This window comes from Pseudoalteromonas espejiana DSM 9414, assembly GCF_002221525.1.
In the GTDB taxonomy this organism is placed as follows: Bacteria; Pseudomonadota; Gammaproteobacteria; order Enterobacterales; family Alteromonadaceae; genus Pseudoalteromonas; species Pseudoalteromonas espejiana.
Genome location: NZ_CP011028.1, coordinates 961,320 through 977,169, shown reverse-complemented (window position 1 = coordinate 977,169; position 15,850 = coordinate 961,320). Strand labels below are relative to the sequence as shown.

The 15,850-nt window shown below is 37.1% G+C and carries 18 protein-coding genes and 1 riboswitch; of the genes, 4 read left to right on the top strand and 14 right to left on the bottom strand.

What is annotated here, in order from left to right; genetic code table 11:
• Window positions 1-58 precede the first annotated feature (58 nt).
• Window positions 59-595 carry a peptide-methionine (S)-S-oxide reductase MsrA gene (gene msrA / locus PESP_RS04485; protein WP_089346957.1) on the top strand — a complete coding sequence of 179 codons (537 nt, stop codon included), beginning with the start codon at window positions 59-61 and terminating at the stop codon, window positions 593-595.
• Between the two features lie 70 nt (window positions 596-665).
• Here the strand turns inward: msrA and PESP_RS04480 are convergent, their stop codons facing one another.
• From PESP_RS04480 to PESP_RS04470, 3 genes are all read right to left on the bottom strand, one after another.
• Window positions 666-2,495 carry a TonB-dependent receptor domain-containing protein gene (locus PESP_RS04480; RefSeq protein WP_089346956.1) on the bottom strand — a complete coding sequence of 610 codons (1,830 nt, stop codon included), beginning with the start codon at window positions 2,493-2,495 and terminating at the stop codon, window positions 666-668.
• Window positions 2,496-2,532: 37 nt separating this feature from the next.
• A riboswitch (cobalamin riboswitch) is annotated at window positions 2,533-2,697 on the bottom strand.
• 86 nt (window positions 2,698-2,783) lie between these two features.
• Window positions 2,784-3,566, bottom strand: a complete 783-nt coding sequence (locus PESP_RS04475) for an ABC transporter substrate-binding protein (RefSeq protein ID WP_089346955.1) — start codon at window positions 3,564-3,566, stop codon at window positions 2,784-2,786.
• 262 nt (window positions 3,567-3,828) lie between these two features.
• Window positions 3,829-4,311, bottom strand: coding sequence for a YajQ family cyclic di-GMP-binding protein (locus tag PESP_RS04470; RefSeq protein WP_089346954.1), 483 nt, complete (start codon window positions 4,309-4,311; stop codon window positions 3,829-3,831).
• Window positions 4,312-4,461: 150 nt separating this feature from the next.
• Here PESP_RS04470 and PESP_RS04465 point away from each other — a divergent pair, with 150 nt between their 5' ends.
• Both PESP_RS04465 and PESP_RS04460 read left to right on the top strand, forming a co-directional pair.
• Window positions 4,462-4,815, top strand: a complete 354-nt coding sequence (locus PESP_RS04465; RefSeq protein ID WP_089346953.1) for a VanZ family protein — start codon at window positions 4,462-4,464, stop codon at window positions 4,813-4,815.
• Entirely contained in the window at window positions 4,808-5,710 is a 903-nt protein-coding gene (locus PESP_RS04460) for a ketopantoate reductase family protein (protein WP_089346952.1), read from the top strand. The genes PESP_RS04465 and PESP_RS04460 overlap by 8 nt, the downstream gene beginning before the upstream one ends.
• A gap of 25 nt (window positions 5,711-5,735) precedes the next feature.
• On the opposite strand, the gene thiI is transcribed toward PESP_RS04460, so the two are convergent.
• Together thiI and PESP_RS04450 are read right to left on the bottom strand one after the other, a co-directional pair.
• Window positions 5,736-7,193, bottom strand: coding sequence for a tRNA uracil 4-sulfurtransferase ThiI (gene thiI / locus PESP_RS04455; RefSeq protein WP_089346951.1), 1,458 nt, complete (start codon window positions 7,191-7,193; stop codon window positions 5,736-5,738).
• A 98-nt stretch (window positions 7,194-7,291) separates the two neighbouring features.
• A complete protein-coding gene (locus PESP_RS04450; protein WP_089346950.1) occupies window positions 7,292-7,945 on the bottom strand; it encodes a TetR/AcrR family transcriptional regulator in 654 nt (217 codons plus the stop codon).
• A 174-nt stretch (window positions 7,946-8,119) separates the two neighbouring features.
• On the opposite strand from PESP_RS04450, the gene coaD reads away from it, so the two are divergent.
• Entirely contained in the window at window positions 8,120-8,611 is a 492-nt protein-coding gene (coaD, locus tag PESP_RS04445) for a pantetheine-phosphate adenylyltransferase (RefSeq protein WP_089346949.1), read from the top strand.
• Between the two features lie 40 nt (window positions 8,612-8,651).
• On the opposite strand, the gene PESP_RS04440 is transcribed toward coaD, so the two are convergent.
• The 9 genes from PESP_RS04440 to argH form a co-directional block, all read right to left on the bottom strand.
• Window positions 8,652-9,197, bottom strand: coding sequence for a hypothetical protein (locus PESP_RS04440; protein WP_089346948.1), 546 nt, complete (start codon window positions 9,195-9,197; stop codon window positions 8,652-8,654).
• The gene (locus PESP_RS04435) at window positions 9,197-9,709 is read right to left on the bottom strand and encodes a hypothetical protein (protein WP_089346947.1); all 513 of its coding nucleotides are present in this window, start codon (window positions 9,707-9,709) and stop codon (window positions 9,197-9,199) included. The genes PESP_RS04440 and PESP_RS04435 overlap by 1 nt, the downstream gene beginning before the upstream one ends.
• Window positions 9,702-10,211, bottom strand: a complete 510-nt coding sequence (locus tag PESP_RS04430) for a hypothetical protein (RefSeq protein ID WP_089346946.1) — start codon at window positions 10,209-10,211, stop codon at window positions 9,702-9,704. The genes PESP_RS04435 and PESP_RS04430 overlap by 8 nt, the downstream gene beginning before the upstream one ends.
• Before the next feature lie 84 nt (window positions 10,212-10,295).
• Window positions 10,296-10,820, bottom strand: a complete 525-nt coding sequence (locus PESP_RS04425; protein ID WP_089346945.1) for a hypothetical protein — start codon at window positions 10,818-10,820, stop codon at window positions 10,296-10,298.
• Complete coding sequence (locus PESP_RS04420; protein ID WP_089346944.1) at window positions 10,813-11,256, bottom strand: hypothetical protein; 444 nt, start codon at window positions 11,254-11,256, stop codon at window positions 10,813-10,815. Before PESP_RS04420 ends, PESP_RS04425 begins: the two co-directional genes overlap by 8 nt.
• A 68-nt stretch (window positions 11,257-11,324) precedes the next feature.
• The gene (locus PESP_RS04415; RefSeq protein ID WP_089349097.1) at window positions 11,325-11,768 is read right to left on the bottom strand and encodes a hypothetical protein; all 444 of its coding nucleotides are present in this window, start codon (window positions 11,766-11,768) and stop codon (window positions 11,325-11,327) included.
• Between the two features lie 176 nt (window positions 11,769-11,944).
• The gene (locus PESP_RS04410; RefSeq protein ID WP_089346943.1) at window positions 11,945-12,436 is read right to left on the bottom strand and encodes a hypothetical protein; all 492 of its coding nucleotides are present in this window, start codon (window positions 12,434-12,436) and stop codon (window positions 11,945-11,947) included.
• Window positions 12,437-13,472: 1,036 nt separating this feature from the next.
• Window positions 13,473-13,676, bottom strand: coding sequence for a hypothetical protein (locus PESP_RS04395; protein ID WP_089346941.1), 204 nt, complete (start codon window positions 13,674-13,676; stop codon window positions 13,473-13,475).
• Between the two features lie 290 nt (window positions 13,677-13,966).
• Complete coding sequence (gene argH, locus PESP_RS04390; protein WP_089346940.1) at window positions 13,967-15,832, bottom strand: argininosuccinate lyase; 1,866 nt, start codon at window positions 15,830-15,832, stop codon at window positions 13,967-13,969.
• Window positions 15,833-15,850 lie beyond the last annotated feature (18 nt).

Genomic DNA, 15,850 nt, shown 5'->3' with positions numbered 1-15,850 from the left:
TTACGGCGCATACAATTTATGCTCCTGTTAAACTCCATATACTTTATTAGGAATACCTATGAGCTCAACAAAACAACTAGCAACATTTGGTGGCGGCTGCTTTTGGTGTATAGATGCCGCATTTAGACGTGTTAAAGGTGTATTGAGTGTTAGCTCAGGTTATACCGGGGGCAATACCGACAACCCAACGTATAAATCAGTTTGTTCAGGCACTACAGGCCATGCTGAGGTTGTTCAACTAGAATTTGACTCTACACAAATAAGCTTTGAAACACTGCTTGTTATGTTTTTCACCTTGCACGATGCTACGCAGCTAAACCGACAAGGTAATGATATTGGCACTCAATATCGGAGCGTTGTGTATCATCACTCAAAAGAGCAGCAGCAAAAAACACAAGCTATAATTACCGAGCTACAAAGCCATGTTAGTGAGCCAATTGTAACAGAACTAAGCCCTGCGTCTTTGTACTACCCCGGTGAGCACTACCATCAAAATTACTACAATGAAAACCCTGAGCAAGGTTACTGCAGTATTTTAATAGCCCCTAAATTACAAAAGTTTGAAATGCTATTTAAAGAGTTCTTAACTGAGTAGATAAATTTAACGCACATTAAAAAAGCCCGATTAAAATCGGGCTTTTGTCTTTTATGCATTTCTATAATAATTAAAACTGATAGCTGGCGCCGGCAAAAAAGCGTCGCTCAGGGGTATTGTAGTAATACACTTCACCTGTTGTAAAATCAGATCTAGAATCAACAACGTTGTAGTCTCTATCAAATAAGTTTTCTACACGTAGTGATACTCCAATGTGTTTATTTACTTGGTAGTTACCTGCAATGTTCCAAAGTGTGTAAGAACCCAAACGCGTTACAGCTCCTTGGCGATCGCTACGGTACTGCATATCAACACGTGCGTCAAAGTTGCCAAACTTCTTTGCAATTTCCCAGTTAACGGTACGTTTTGCAACGTTACGTAGCTCGTCTCCTGTTTCTTTATTTTCAGCACTTAAATAAACAAAGTTAAAGTGGCTATCGAATCCTAAAATTTGCTGTGTAAGGCTAAACTCAACCCCTTCATAACGAGCTTCGCTAATATTAGCTAATGCAAAGTTTTCGTCGTAATCAATTTTGTCTTCAATGTCGTTTCTAAATAGTGCAAAGTCTACTTTTGCTATATCGAAATTAACATTTAAGCCCAATTCACGATTTACTGATTTTTCTGGTTGTAAATCAGGATTGCCAAAATTGGGGTAATATAAATCGTTAAAGGTAGGCGCTTTAAAGCCTGTGCTTTGGCTGATTCTAAATGTAGCACTTTCAGATAAATGGTAACCCGCTGCAGCAGTATAAGTTGTTTCATCACCAAACTGTTCGTCATCATCTTGGCGAACGGTTAAATTAGCCAGTACATTATCGGCATCGTAATAAGCACCAACAAAAACAGCCAGTACATCTCGGCTATCTTCAACAAACTCTTGTGAGCTATTCGACACATCATCGTTATACCAGTTAACACCACCACTGAAATTAAGCTGTGGAGATACTTGGTATTGCCCAGTGTAGTCAAGTTGCGAACGCTTGGTAATAAACGTACTGGTTAATGAATTGCCAGTAAAAGAGTCTACGTAAGTGCTGTCTGAGTCATCGGTAGCAAACGCAACATCGATGCTATGAGACTGATTTTTATAATTTTTACTCCAGCCTGCTGATAACTGGTAGTTTTTAAAATCCCCTGTCTCTACAGTGCTTGACGCTGGGCTAAAGCTGCTATCGTAGTCAGCAAAACCTTCACTGTACTGGCCTAGTAATTTAAAGTCGCCGTAGTGCTCGTCACTGTAGTTTACTTTAAAACCTAGGTTTTTATTTTCATAGCCATCGTCATCTGGTGCTACACCTTGAAGCGCATCAAAACCATCTGTTTTTTCAAAGCCTGCATTAAATGCTGAGATAACATCGCCCGATTTAACAGAACCTGCAAGTTGATAATTTTGATAAGCATTTGAGCCAAACGTAGCATCAAGCGATAAATTATCAGCTTCACGGGTAATTATGTTAATTACACCTGCAAGCGCGTCTGAGCCATAGACAGCAGCACGCGACCCTTTCACTATTTCAATACGTTCAATACTATTTAGAGGTACATTGCTTAGCGCTTTTTGACCAAGCGTTGCGGAGCCTGTGCGTACGCCATCAATCAAAATTAATGTATCGCCCGAGCCTGTACCACGCAGTGATACACCCGACGTTTGCCCAAAGCCACCATTAGGGTTAATTTGAAAACCAACTTGAGTGCTTAACAGTGTTGGTAAATCACGTACTTTGCTTGCTTCAATTTCACTACGTTCAATCACATTAACGCTTGCTAACACGTTATTTATTGATTGTTCGAATTTATTAGCAGTAACGGTAATTTTTTCAATTGAGTTATCTGCAGCAGATACAGAAAAAGACAACGCAGCAGATATTGCAACGCCAAGAATTGTTTTATTTAGCATGATGTTCCCTACCCTTGCCCACCGCAAAGATTTAAGTATGTAAGATTGCATCAAGGCCGGTCTCCGGACTCAGTAAATACTAAAATAAGTATTAATACTTTACCGTTGCGGGGGCAGTGTTGGGATTGTAATCATCATGATAACGCACCAACTTCCCGATTATCTTGCCGTTAGTTTCAATACCTTAAAACCAATACACCGTATTAAGCAAGCACCTTGAAAATAGGCCATTATTGTGAGCAGTTTGTTTACAAATGTCAACGGACGTCTATATAGCTAAAAATCCAATTATTTATTTTCAGTAAAGCTTGAAGTTACACCATATGCGCTCAGCAATGCTTTTATTTTCGGCTTTATGGTGGGGGAATTTAATAGCTCATCCATTTGATTTTCTGTAATTTTACTGCGTTTAGGATTAACCAAAAAATGGGTGTCGTAAATAGCGTCTGGTTTATTACTTTTGTAAAGTAAGTCCATATTAAAAATATTATTCTTTTTAAAATATTGGTAGGCAATATTGTTTAACACACCAACATCAGCACGTTTTAATAGCAGCATTTTAACAACATTAAACTCATCAATGGTCAAACTTACTTGGTGCTCTTCACTTAAATACTGCGCGTCGGTATTAAAATTAGCAAAGCGATACGAGTAACCAAGTACACCTGCTTTTGTTAACGTATTTAGGTTATCAAAATATGCTTGCTCATTAGAATTTTCTAATAAAGTATAAAGCTCATTTTTAGCAATTACGTAAAAGTGAGTTTGTTTTAAAGAGCTTCTCGCTGTCTCTGGCAGCCATTGCAAAGCCATTAAAAAAAGCATGTCGAACTCCCCCCACTCGACCCACTTTTTAAGCCTTTTCACAGGTAATGAATTAAGTACAAAATTGTAGTCGCTTTGGGATTCGTTTAAAATTTTGACAAATTCAGGCGCTAGCCCCTGCTGTTTTTCGGCATTGATAATTATTGGGAAATAACCATCTTCTACCAACACATCTACATTAATTGGCTTGGCAAAAGCAAATTTGCTACAAGTAATAATAATTATAAAAACAAGGTGCTTATACATTTAACGCCTTTATTATGTAATATTAAATAAACTAATATTAAGAATAGACTAAATATAAAAAGCCGTGTCACAGGTAGGATTTAAAAGGCTGAAATAACTATTTAAAGTAGTAAAAAACTAATAAGGTATTTTTTACCTACCATTATCCAAACATTGGCAGGTGTAAGAGCTTTAGGTAAATAATTTGCTTAAAAGCGTAGCTACTAGATTTGCTAACCACGCTTTTAAATTAAGCTGTTAAGAAGCAATCGCTATATTTTTATTAATCGCGAAAGTTTTTAAACTGAAATGGCTGACCAAGCTCAGCGCTACGCACTACTTGCATAGCCGCTTGTAAGTCGTCACGCTTTTTACCTGTTACGCGAACTTCTTCACCTTGAATAGCAGCTTGCACTTTAACTTTTGAATCTTTAATGGCTTTAACTACTTTTTTTGCCATATCTTTTTCAATACCTTGCTTAAGCGCAACATTACGAAATACATTTTTACCAGCGCGGGTAATATCTTGTAAATCAAGGCTGGCTACATCCATGCCACGCTTAGAAATCTTATTCGCTAAAATATCAAACAACTGCATTACCTGCTGATCGGCTTCGGCTTTAAGCTTAATTGTTTTGTCGTTAAGCTCAATTGATGCGTCAACACCTCTAAAATCAAAGCGCGTTTCAAGCTCACGGTTTGCGTTATCTACTGCATTTTTAGCTTCGTTCATTTCTACTTCAGATACGATATCAAATGAAGGCATAGGGTTCTCCTAACTATTAAATCTAAATTTATGCGCCGATTATAACGCTAAAATTATAAATCTTTACATTTTTCTGCCAGTTGTTCAGGTGCGATACTAATTTAGTTTGATATACTGCGGTTTCTTTTTTAAGCGGTTTTAGGATTTAACGTGACACGGCGTGTTTATCAGGCAGTTTTTTTAATTAGCATTGTGGCTTTTACCTTTTTATTTGCTAAAGAGATAAAAGGCGGTGTAGCTAACTTATTTCCGCATGTTGATAAAGTTGCTCACTTTGGCATTTTTTTCGTACTCGCCATTATTATGGATAAAGCATTTAAACTACCGCTTTATACGCAAATTTTGCTACTCGCAGGGTACGGCGCGGCTATTGAAATAATGCAAGACGCCCTTCCCTACAGACAAGCATCACTGGGTGACTTTTTAGCTGACTTTGCTGGCGCTGCAACGTATTTTTTATTAAGAACTATTTTTACTCCTCGAAAAAAGACCCCTTATGGCTAACATACTTGTTATTGGCGATGGTGCTATAGGTTTAATGCTCAGCCATTTTTTATCTAAGGCGCATAACGTATATGTGTTTACACGTAAAACCACTGCAAATACGCGTTTTTACTGTAAAGCTAATCAGCCTTCGCAAAAAATTAACGCGCAGTTTATTACCTTAAAGCAACTTAATGAGCTACCCGCGTTTGATACCGTCATATTTGCTGTAAAAGCATTTCAAGTGATCGATGCTTTTATACATATAAAGCCATTTTTATCATCACGTTGTAATATTGTGCTGTCGCACAACGGAATGGGTAATGTTGAACAACTAAACGCCGAACTTCGCTTTGAGCAGGCTTTATACTTTTTAACCACCAGCATGGCGGGATTTAAATCAAATCAGTATATTGTGCAGCATACCGGAGAGGGAAAAAATATATTCGGTGCATGTAATACGCAAGCTCACAACAATTATAAAGCGATGCTAGAGCAATTTAGTCCGTTGCCGCAATTGAGCTATTCAAAAAACATTGAACAACTAAGATTTGAAAAGTTACTTGTGAATATTGCTATTAACCCGTTAAGTGCACTGCATAATATTAAAAATGGGCAATTAAGGGCGCCGCAATTTAGCAGCACAATTTTTAATTTACTCACTGAAGCATGTAATATTGCACAGGCGCTCAAGCTCAATATTAAACTTGCCGATGCACTCAGTAATGCTTACACCATAATGACGCTCACTGCACAAAACTACTCTTCTATGCACCAAGATGTTATTCATAATCGGCAAACTGAAATAAACGCTATTTGTGGCTACATTAGTGAGCAAGGCCGACGTTTAAATATTAATACACCAATAAACAATGAGCTGCTTGCTAAAATAAAGGCAAAAAAAAGCGTGGATTAAACCACGCTTTATCATAAACCTTACATTACGGACGATATACCTTAACGCCCGTAAAGCCTTCTTCATGCAATATAAGCGCCTGTAACTGACTCATTACCCCTCTTTCACAGTAAAGGTAATAGTCTTTATCTTTTGGCAGGTCGCCAAACTTAGTCGCTAAACGGAAGAAAGGTAAATGCACAACCTCTACGCCGTCAACCTCAAGCGGGGCTGCATCTTCTTCCTCAGGAGAGCGAATATCAACAACCACGGCGCCAACGGGTAAATCAGCAACCGACTCTGCTTCTTTTAGCTCTTGCTTAGCTTCTACGTCAATATCGCGCACATCCATAATGCGGGCATTTTCTACTACGGTATTTAGTACATCAAAGTCGAACTTTTCTTCTTCGCCTTTAATAACATCAATTTTAGCTTTAACCGTTGGCTTTTTAGAAATTACTCCACAGTACTCAGGCATTGTTTCGGCCATTTCTGCGGTGCCAATTTGGCGAGCAATATTAATAATTTCCTGTTTATCGTGCTGAATTAGCGGGCGTAAAATAAGCGTTTCGGTTACACGGTCAATCACACTTAAATTAGCCAGTGTTTGGCTTGAAACCTGGCCAATGCTTTCACCTGTAACAAGTGCTTGAATATTCAGTTTTTCAGCAACTTGGCTACCTGCGCGCATCATCATACGCTTAAGCACAACACCCATTTGGCTGTTTTCTACGTTTTCTAAAATCTCAGCAACTACCGGTTCAAAATCAACAGTTACAAACTTAACTTTATGGGTAGAGCTAAACTTTTTCCATAAGTAGTAACTGGCTTGTTTAACACCAATTTCGTGAGCTGCGCCACCTAAATTAAAGAATAAAAAGTGTGTACGAGCACCTTTACGAATCATTTGATAACTCGCTACACCCGAGTCAAAACCACCCGACATAAGCGAAAGCACGTCTTCTTGTGTAGGCAGTGGGAAACCAGCCATACCAAAATGTGTTTGCGTTACTATGTAAGCTTTATCGTCTTTTACTTCTAAGCGAATAGTTACTTCAGGGCGACTTAGCTTAACGCGTGCACCTTCTACGTGTTGGTTTAAACCACCACCAACATAACGTTCTAAATCTGTTGAAGTAAAATCGTGTTGCCCAATGCGTTTTGCGCGCACACAAAATGTTTTGCCAACAATTGTGTGCCCTACTAGCTCAATGGTTTTTTTATAAATATCGTCAAGCGTAGTGAAGTCGGTTTCGGTTACTTCAATAAATTGCACAATTCCAGGTATGCGCTGCAGGCTATCGATAAAGTCTAAGCGTGTTTGCGCATCATCAAGCTTAGTTACGACTGAAATGTTGTCCCAGTTGTTTCTTACTTGTACTTTTTCGTCAACACGGCGCAATACAATTTTAATGTTATTCTCTAACACTTTAGTAAAGCGTTTACGTACCGAACGGCTTTTAATGGCAATTTCAGGATGTAGTTTGACGATAAATTTAAGCATAGTTCACTCTTAGACTGCGGGAATTCGCGCTCCCAGGCATTGGGCGCGCGATTATATCAAAAATTTTTGCGTCTAGGAACTAAGCAACTAATCGGAGGCTAGCTAAGTGTGGGTGCTTGCTCGGCAAGTTGGGTGTACTTTTCCCGTAACTGGTTCATTTTAATTAAGCTTTTTTCAGTGCTGTAAGCCCTAAATAACGCTAATACTTTTAAAATGCCGTGGTAAATATCTTGCTCGGCTAAATTACCACTGAGCCTACGCGCTTTAATGTAAGGGGTCCAAAAACTAACGGTTAGTTTAAGCGTGTGAGCAAGTTCTAGTGCATCTTGCTCCTCTATGGTGATCATTTCACTGTCGCGCAAACCAAGTATAACTTGGCGAACCTGCTCTAATAATGTTGACTGAAAACCAATATACGCTTGTTTTAAGCTTTCATCTCTGGAGAGAATATCGCCTAGGTTGTCGTAAAAGAAATGATACCGCCACATTAGCTCAAACAACGAATCTAAGTAAGCTGTTAAATGTTCAAACGCATCATCATTTACATTTATAGGTTTAAAATGAGTATTTAAGTGTTCACTGTAAAGCGCAAAAATATGTCGGATAATGTCTTCTTTATTTTTAAAGTGATAGTAAAGATTACCCGGGCTCATCCCTAAATGTGATGCAATATGATTAGTTGATATTGCTCGCTCACCATGTTCATTAAATAATGAAATACTGGTGTGTATTATTTTTTCCTTGGTATTCATAGACGACTACTCAAATTAACTTATAAACTACATTACACTAAATATAAGCCTTGCAGTATAAACAAATCAGGCTGGTTTAAATACCATCATAATTTACTATTTTAAAAATGAGCTAAGCTGATTTGTAATACAAACACTGATAGACTAGTCAAAAAATAATAGTTAGTGAAACCTATGAACGTTACGGCAATTTACCCTGGTACATTCGATCCTTTAACCAATGGCCACACAGATTTAATTCAGCGTGCAGCTAAAATGTTTAGCACTGTAATTGTAGCTATTGCCCATAACCCCACTAAACAACCGTGCTTCACCCTCGAAGAGCGCGTTGACTTAGCAAACACTATTTTAGGGCATTTGAGCAATGTAAAAGTAATTGGCTTTTCTGGCTTACTTGCCGATTTAGCCTTTGCTCATAAAGCTGATGTGCTTATTCGCGGTATTAGAGCCGTATCTGACTTCGATTACGAGTTTCAGCTGGCGAACATGAACCGTCGCCTAAACCCAGATTTAGAAAGCGTGTTTTTAACACCTTCTGAACGTAATTCATTTATATCTTCAACCTTAGTAAAAGAAGTGGCTCGCCATAACGGTGATGTTAGCGAATTTGTTCACCCTGTCATTGTTGATGCGCTAAAAGAAAAGTTAGGCTGCAACGCCTGTTAAGCTAAATACATTAGCGCGCTTTTTGGCGCGCTGATACGCCTTACTTATTTTGAGTCGTTTTCTGCAATAACTGGCTACTAAATAAAAACTTTTTAATTTTTACCAAGCCCAAGATGTCTTTATTTATAATTAAGACTATTGCCATTAATAAATCACTCGAGAACTGCCCAACCCCATAGACCCCCCATAACCACCAATAGTCATAACTAACCAACACAACATAGTCGTAATGCATAGCCATATGTAAAATTGCATTAAATGTTAAACCTAAAATAAGGTAATAATAGGCCGTGGCGTTTGCATGTTTATAATTATAGGATAGGCGAACAAGCGTGAAGATGGTGAGTAAATCTGCAATTACTAAATCTAAATATATTGAACCGGTAAGAATAAATGATGCTTTGAACATAAATAGGCTAAACGTGTAAGAGAGCATCATAACCAAAGAGATATACATTACATGCTTATTACGGCAGTTAATTGTACTAGCGAAATTATAAAGAAATGGCACTACAAAAGCCCATGTAATAAAAATACTTAGGTAATCGTTTATAGAACTCAATGCCATAAATAAATCTTGTAGCATTAGTAAATACCCAACTTTTTACTGAGGTAATGTTTAACTTTTAGTAAACCCAAAATATCTTTATTTATAAATAAAACCACCGCCATGACTAAATCACTTGTTAGCTGACCAATACCGTAAAGCCCCCAAAACCACCAGAACTCCATATTACCCAAGACAATGCTATCGTAATGCATTCCAAAAAATACAAACGCATTAAAGCTAAGCCCCACTATTAGGTAATAAAAAGCAGTAGGCTTGTTTTTTATGAAAAAGGCCGCCCACATCATCAAAGTTAATATTGTAACTGCATCAAATAAAAAAAGGTTTAGGTGAGGCGTAGCTGTTTGAGGCTCCATAGCCATGCTTGATGTATATGAAACCATCATAATAAATGATATTTGGGCTAGGCTTTTATCTGGTTTGTTAATACTTGTTGATAAGTTATATAGGAATGCAAAAACAAATAACCAAGTAATTAAAATGGTTATGTAATCATAAAGGTCAGCCATCGCCCATAAAAGATTATGCATATTGTGAGGGCTTAAATTTTGTTGTTAAATAATCACTTAACTTTGCTAGGCCTAAGATATCTTTGTTTAAAAGGCTTACTGTAATCATTAGTAAATCGCTAAAATTAACACCTACAAAATAAATATCCCAAAACCACCAATACTCATAGTGATGCATAATATCGTTGTCTATATACATCGCGAAAAATAAAGAAGTATTAATACTTAACCCAACAAGTAAATAAATGTACAAGGTGCAAGTTTTTATAAAAAAACCACATAAAGCAATTGAAGCTAGTGTTGCAGCATCAAATAAGAAAAAATCAAAATAGGTTATCGAATCCATATCAATAAATAAGCTAGATGAATATGAAAGAGCCATGATTGATGTTAACCAAGCTTTGCTCTTATCAGCGTTATTTATTGAGCTGACCAGCGAGTACAAAAAAGCCATTAAAAAGCCCCACTGTACAAATGCACCTATATAGAAGGTTATATTGGTATTTAACACTAAATCAATCATGAAACCTTAACGCCCAAAAAGTAAAAATTGTACCGCTATCTACACTTTTAAGGCGTAGCAAATACCATAAAATAATATTTAATTTTAACTTACTCCCTCACCCTTTTTATAAAGTAATGCCAAATGCTTTCTAAACCTGAGTAAACCTAAAATATCCCTGTTTATAATTAGCACAAGTGCCATTGTAAAATCGCTAAAATACATACCAAAAATATATACACTCCAAAACCACCAATAGTAAAGTGTACCCTGTATAACAATGTCGTAATGCATACCTAAAAATAAGCAGGCATTAAAGCTTAGCCCTACAATTAAATAATAAAAAGGCGTAGGTATAGTTTGCTTGGTCAAATTACGCCACAAAAATAAAACAAGGAGAGTTACAGCATCATAATAAAAATAATTTAAGTGCGATGGTGTAATAAGTGGGTCCATAAGCAAGCTAGCTATGTAGGATACCATCATAATAAATGAAAGCTGTGCCCTACTTTTATCTGGCTTATTAATACTTGCCGATAAGTTGTACAAAAAGGCAATAAGAAAAAACCACGTAAACAAAACGCCCACGTTGTACCCTATATCAACAAGCCCCCAAAGGATATCAGCCACCTTGCTTCGCCCTCACAATAAAGCCTGCCAATTTATCCATAACATGCACTAACCTTAAAAAATCCTTTTTAATGAAAAAAATACTAACCATGATGATATCCATCATATTAATAACAACCGTATAAAAAGACCAAAACCACCACGGTTCGTAATTACCACGTACAAACACATCTATGTGCATAGCTAAAAATAATAGCGAATTGATGCTCAAGCCAAATAATAAGTAAGTAGATATGCGCTTTTCAGGTAGGAAATACCGTAGGCATAAAATGAAAAATAAAGTGACTACGTCATAACAAAATAGTTCTATGTAACTAAAGTTGTAAATATCTATAAATGAGCTTAAGCAATAAGATATGGCCATAACTAAAGATAGCCATACAGCCTTTTTCGATGGATTGTTAATGCTAGTTGTTAGTGAATATAAAAAGGCCATTAAAAACCCCCACTGTACTAACACTCCGATATAAACTGAAATCTCTGGAGGGATTAGAACATTATTCACTATCGCGGTTTCTTAGCACATAACGAGCAAATAAGGTTTTTGAAAAAAATAATTTTTAAGAAATCTCTATTGATAAACAACACTAAAATCATGCTTAGATCTAATACTAATACTACCGTCACATAAAAATCATAAAACCACCAATGAGTGTAGTTCTGTAAAATATGGCGATCTAAGTACATACCCAGAGCTAAACACATATTTATACTAAGCCCAAATATGAGGTAGTCATAAGCAATTGTTTTTTCTTTAATATATAGGTTCTGCACAAGTAGCAAAATAACAAGGGTTATAGCATCTAATGAAGCAACATCAAAATAAGTAACTGTTTGAAAATTAAAGAACATTCCTGGGAAATATGAAACAGCCATTATAAGCGAAAGAACAACTAATGCCTTAAAGCGTGAGTTAATAGACGAAACTAATGAGTATAAAAATGCCATGAGAAACCCCCATTGCATAATAATACTTAAAGTATGTGCAAAGCTTATATCTGAGATAAAAGAAATAAACCCCATCTTAAAAGCAAGCTCGGAGAATAAAGAGCTCAAAATTCATTAAAACAACCATTTGCTAAACAACCTGACATAACACTAAACTTTTTAACAACTCTAATTAATTACAAAACTCTATTTAAGATACGACTTTTTAAATTAACAAGGCCTAAAAAATCTCGATTTATAAAGCACGCTATGATCATGCAAATATTTGCACACCCAACCACAACCGTAAATACTGACCAAAACCACCAATATTCATAATATTTTGATAAGGTCATATCTAGGTGCATTAAGAAACTAAAAATAATATTAATGCATAATCCAGTCGTTACATAGCAATACGCTACAGGGTATGATTTAAACTTGAAGCGCTTTAAAAAGAGAAGTGCAAGTAATGTACATCCATCTAATAAAATAAAATCTAAATAGGTAGTTTGCCCATAATCAGTAAACAAATTTCCTGAATAGCAAATACACATCACAAATGAAATATACACAAGCTCTTTATCTGGCTTGTTAATCGAATTTGCTAATGCATGCAAGAATGCAAACAAAAAACCCCACTGTACAATTGCCCCGAGGTAAATTGCATAATTATAACTTACTGTCATTTTCCCCTCTATTTAATATAACGGATTGAGAGGGGTTTACCATTCGGTGGTTAATCACTAATGAAAGCATCATTAAAACATCAATAAAATTCACACCAATGGAGTAAACACTCCAATACCACCATGGCTCAAAGTTATATAGAACATATAAGTCATAATACAAAAGCAACGTAAGTACGGCATTCGCAGTTAAAGCCAGAACGAGGAACAGGAAAGCTTTGGTACGTTTAAAAACATTGAAGTACTGCAAAGAGAGCAGCGCTACAATTGTAATTAAATCGTAGAACGCCCAATTAAGATATAGGTTATCTAACAATCTTATATAGCTGCCAAAAATATATGAGCAGAGCATTAGCGCAGATAGGTAAACTGGTGACTTATTTTCTTTGTTTATGCTGGAGACCAAACAGAATAGGAAGGCCATTAAAAGCCCCATTGGGAGAAAGCCGCTACATAATCCATTAGGGCTTCAGAAATATACATTTAAGCTAGATTGTGTGCTGCAATTTTGAAGACTTAAACAAACCAAATAGCTTATTTTTGAGTTTGTGAAGACCTAAGAAGTCTCTATCTACAATTAATGCAACTATCATTAGTAAGTCTATAGAGAAAACGCTGTAAGAATAAGCGTCCCATAAAAACCAATGTTCATTATTTTTATATAAATTAACATCGATATACATTAATCCAGCATAAATCATATTTATCGATAGCCCTACTATCAGATAAAAGAATGACGGTGATGTATTCCTTATTAAAAAATAACAACATATGAGGCTTAAAATAGTAAAAAAATCATACAGCACCCAATCTAAATAAGTTGTACTGTAAATAGAAAGCCAAGTATAGAAGTAATCTGATGCTGTATATGAGGCTAGCATGCAAAATGAACTGAGCAGTAAGGTAGTCTTTCTTTTATTACCTAACGAAAAAACGAATAAGTTAAAGAAAAAAGCCATCATGAAACCCCAAGTATTAAGGGCTGACATAGAAAAAAAACCAAACAACTCAGTTAAGAACATTAATTACCTTAAACTTATTTAGGTCTAACCTGACCAGGGAAAAGTGCAGCATTTCTATTTGTTGATGCTGCGCTCGAAGCATTCATCGCCTCTTTAGAGAAGCTTACTGTATCAGATTGTAGGGTTTTAGGGCTAGCAGTTTGTTCCGTTGCAGGCTGTAATTGTTGTGTTTTATTGTATGCTTGCATTTGTAGTTGACTATTAGCTGAAACTTGCATGTGATTGTTCCTTTTAAAAGTTTTAATATTTTTTGGCGCAACTTTTAATCACACCATCATGTAGGTAATTGCATTACCTGTTTTAAGCAGTGATAGCTATTTTGCTATCTGACTTATACAAAGCAACCAATGTGCCAACATTTTTTGACATATTAAAAATACATGCTACCTACAACTATTTATTAGAACTAAATCTAAAACCCTAGCTAACACCACACTCATCAGACCAGTGCATTATACACATAAAAAAACGCACAGGGGTAACCGTACGTTTTTTGTATCCAGGGAATTTAAGCCACGTATTTACACGGGATCTCCGCACGTTTACTTGGCTTTAAAATATATTCCATCGCAACTTCGTCACAGTTTTCTTTACGAAGGCAAAGCTCACAATCTTTCATTACTTTTTCAGGTAACGATTCTTTACTACAAAAAGTAAAACGTTGTTGCTCAAAAAAATCTGGCACGCGCGTTAATACAATCACGCGATTAAGCGCCAATTTTTTGGCTTTTGCTAATAAGTGCTCTACAAGCTGCCTGCCCTGCCCAGATACCGCACTTTGTGGATCTATGCCTAAAGAGCGTATTTCAGCAAGGCCCGTGTCATAAATATACAGCGACGCACAGCCTGATACTTTGCCATTTATTTCTGTTACGGCAAATTCATTAATTGAATGCACCATGTCGCTTTTAGCACGTGGTAGATTTTCACCTACTGTTGCCCAGTGCTGTATGAGCCTAGCAATATCTTCTACATCATCTAAATTTGCATCACGTACCGTTATTTGCTGTTTTTTTTTGGCTTCTTTAACCGCTTTAGTAACTTGTTCAATAGATGTACCGCCAAGCGCTTGACGTGCTTTAATACAGGCATCTATTTCAAGTACTGGGTAAACGTCATCTTCAAATACGTCATTAACTGACTTGTACTGCTCAAGCGAAAGCTCCTCTAAGGTTTTACCTTCGCTTATAGCAAGCTGCACAAGTACACCCACAATGTGGTGGCCTTCTCTAAATGGCACACCTTTAGCTACTAAGTAATCGGCAAGCTCTGTTGCATTAGCATGGCCACCTTTTGCTGCTGCAAGCGTTTTATCGCCGTTTACTTTTACGCCTTTGATACACGCTTGCGCCATGTGAATACAGGCAAGCCAAGTTGGCATAGCGTCAAAAAGACCTTCTTTGTCTTCTTGCATATCTTTATTGTACGCAAGAGGGAGTGCTTTTAGGGTCATCATCATGGCGCTGAATGCACCAAATACACGGCCAGTTTTACCACGAATAAGCTCTAGTGCATCAGGGTTCTTTTTCTGCGGCATTAACGATGAGCCAGAGGTAACATTATCGGCAAGTTCAATAAATCCAGCTTCGCCAGAATTATAAAAAATTAAATCTTCAGACATACGCGATAAGTGAATCATCGAAATAGATGCACAACTTAAAAGCTCTACTACAAAGTCACGATCAGATACACCGTCAAGGCTATTTTTAGTCGCACCTGTAAATCCTAGACCTTGCGCTAACGCTTGACGATCTATTGGGTAAGCTGTACCCGCTAATGCACCACTGCCAAGCGGGCAAAAGTTAAAACGTGCTTTGGCATCTTGTAGACGGCTTTCATCACGTTCAAGCATTTCAACGTAGGCCATACACCAGTGGCTAAACAATACCGGTTGAGCCCGTTGCAAGTGAGTGTAGCCAGGTAAAATAGTACCTAGTTCACGCTCAGCAAGCGCTACAATTTCAGCTTTAAGTGCAGCAATAGCACCAAGTAGATGATCGGCAGTATCGCGGCACCATAATCTAAAGTCGGTAGCTACTTGGTCATTACGGCTTCGGCCTGTGTGTAGCTTTTTAGCTAAATCGCCTACTTTTTCGATTAGTGCAGCTTCAACGTGCGAGTGAATATCCTCAGCACCAGAGGTTGCTACAGCTTGTGGATCTGCTTTTACTTCTTCTAGCAGTTCGTTTAATGCTGCTACTAATTTTGTATGCTCGTCACTTGAAAGCACATTAACTTGCTCAAGTGCGCCTGCCCATGCCACAGAGCCAATAATATCCTGCTCTGCTAACTGGTAATCGAACGGAAGTGAGTCGTTAAATTGTTTAAACGCCTCATCTGGACCCGTAGAAAAACGTCCGCCCCATAATGCCATGAAATCTCTCCAAACCCT